The 2,433-nt window shown below is 61.5% G+C and carries 2 protein-coding genes; both read left to right on the top strand.

The window, feature by feature from the left end; all coding sequences use genetic code 11:
- Nucleotides 1-43: 43 nt before the first annotated feature.
- Nucleotides 44-1,576 (top strand): IS21 family transposase, encoded by a 1,533-nt coding sequence (gene istA / locus AC16JP_RS04730; RefSeq protein WP_484339453.1) that lies wholly within the window; start codon nucleotides 44-46, stop codon nucleotides 1,574-1,576.
- A complete protein-coding gene (istB, locus tag AC16JP_RS04725) occupies nucleotides 1,566-2,360 on the top strand; it encodes an IS21-like element helper ATPase IstB (protein ID WP_484339452.1) in 795 nt (264 codons plus the stop codon). The genes istA and istB overlap by 11 nt, the downstream gene beginning before the upstream one ends.
- The last annotated feature ends 73 nt before the right edge of the window (nucleotides 2,361-2,433 follow it).

The following is a 2,433-nucleotide window of genomic DNA, read 5'->3' as shown; positions in this document are numbered from 1 at the left end:
TCCCCCAAGGCGGCGCGCTGCGGGGGGCACTGGAGTGATCACCATGGAACTTTTGAACCTGATCCGGCGTATGCGGCTGCGTGAGAAGCTGTCGTTCTACGAGATCGCGAGACGAACGGGCTTGTCGCGTAACACCGTGAAGAAGCACCTGAAGGCTGACACGGTCGAGCCGAAGTTCGCCATTTCGGACCGTTCGAGCAAGCTGGACCCCTTTGCCGACAAGCTGACGGCATGGCTGAAGTCCGAGGCCGCTAAGACGCGCAAGCAGCGCAAGACCCTGAAGCAGATGCATTCTGAGCTTGTGGCGCTCGGCTTCACGGGGTCTTACAACCGCGTGGCGGCCTTTGCGCGGGAATGGCGGGCCGACCGGCAGCGGGAACAGCAGACGACAGGCCGCGGGACCTTTGTTCCTCTGGCTTTCCGGCCCGGCGAGGCCTTCCAGTTCGACTGGAGCGAGGATTTTGCAATCCTCGGCGGTGAGCGCACCAAGTTGCAGGTTGCGCATATGAAGTTGGCGCACAGCCGAGCCTTTGTGGTCCGGGCCTATCTGCTGCAGACCCATGAGATGCTGTTCGACGCCCACTGGCATGGGTTCCGGGTTCTTGGTGGTGTGCCGGGCCGCGGGATCTACGACAATATGAAGACGGCCGTGGACCGTGTCGGCCGGGGCAAGGACCGGCAGGTCAATGCCCGGTTTCTGGCGATGACGAACCACTATGTCTTCGAGCCTCAGTTCTGTAATCCGGCTTCAGGCTGGGAGAAGGGCCAGGTCGAGAAGAACGTCCAGGATGCCAGGCCACGCCTTTGGTTGCCGACGCCGAACTTCCCGGATCTGGGAGCCTTGAACGCATGGCTGGAACAACGCTGCCTCGAACTTTGGCGCGAGATCCCGCATGGCGTTCTGCCCGGAACGATCGCCCATGTCTGGGCCGAAGAACAGGCCGCGCTGATGCCGCTGCCGACGGCCTTCGATGGCTTTGTCGAGAAGAGCAAGCGCGTGTCGCCAACCTGCCTGATCTCGTTCGACCGCAATCGCTACAGCGTTCCGGCGTCTTTCGCCAATCGTCCGGTCAGCCTTCGGGTTTACCCAGAGCGGCTGGTGGTTGCCGCCGAAGGGCAGATATTGTGTGAGCATGCGCGGCTGATCCAGCGCTCCCATAACCTGCCAGCGCGCACGATCTACGACTGGCGGCATTATCTGGCGGTCGTTCAACGCAAGCCCGGGGCCCTTCGGAATGGTGCGCCGTTTGCAGAATTACCGAAGGCGTTCCGACAGTTGCAGGATCACATGTTGCGCAAGCCTGGCGGTGATCGCGAGATGGTCGACATCCTGGCCCTCGTCTTGCACCACGACGAGCAAGCGGTTCTGTCAGCGGTCGAGATGGCCCTGGAAGCGGGCGTGCCGACCAAGACCCATGTGCTGAATCTCCTGCACCGGCTGATCGACGGCAAGACCATTGATGGCCCGCCACTCGATACACCACAGGCGCTGATCTTGAAGCATGAACCAAAGGCCAACGTTGCCCGTTATGACGGCTTGCGCGCCATGATCGAGGGAGATCGCCATGCGTCATGATCCTGCCGCCGGGGCTGTGGTCATCATGCTCCGAAGCCTGAAGATGTATGGCATGGCGCAAGCTGTCACCGAGCTGGCCGAACAGGGCGCCCCAGCCTTCGAGACCGCTGTGCCCATGCTGTCGCAGCTCCTGAAGGCCGAGATGGCCGAACGCGAAGTGCGCTCGATCGCCTATCACATGAAGGCCGCACGCTTCCCCGCATACAAAGACCTCGCGGGCTTCGACTTCATGGCCAGCGAGATCAACGAAGCGACCCTGCGGCAGTTGCACAAATGTGAGTTCCTCGATGGCGCCCAGAACGTCGTGCTGATCGGCGGGCCGGGCACCGGCAAGACCCATGCCGCCACAGCCCTCGGGGTCCAGGCCATCGAGCACCATCGCCGAAAGGTCCGCTTCTTCTCGACCATCGAGTTGGTCAACGCCCTGGAACAGGAGAAGACCAAGGGCAAGGCTGGTCAGATCGCCGAAAGCCTGACGAAGCTGGACTTGGTCATCCTGGACGAGTTGGGCTACCTGCCGTTCAGCACATCAGGCGGCGCATTGCTCTTCCACCTCTTGAGCAAGCTCTACGAACGCACCAGCGTCATCATCACCACCAACCTGAGCTTCAGCGAATGGGCCACAGTCTTCGGCGACGCCAAGATGACCACGGCCTTGCTCGACCGGCTGACCCACCGATGTCACATCCTGGAAACCGGCAACGACAGCTTCCGCTTCAAGGCAAGCTCAGCCGTAGCTACCCGCAAAAGGAAGGAGGCGACCCAGCCCTTGACCCAAGCCTGAACCACGGAACATAACCCTCAGGTGGGTCACTTCTCGATGGAAAACCCGGGTCAGTTCTGCGTGGAAATTCACA

Source organism: Sandaracinobacteroides sp. (assembly GCF_057137845.1).
This window is presented reverse-complemented; position numbering and strand designations above follow the sequence as displayed.

Excerpts from the sequence above, each read along its gene's own strand:
- istB (WP_484339452.1), top strand. The coding sequence starts at position 1,566 with ATGCGTCATGATCCTGCCGCCGGGGCTGTGGTCATCATGCTCCGAAGC.
- istA (WP_484339453.1), top strand. The coding sequence starts at position 44 with ATGGAACTTTTGAACCTGATCCGGCGTATGCGGCTGCGTGAGAAGCTG.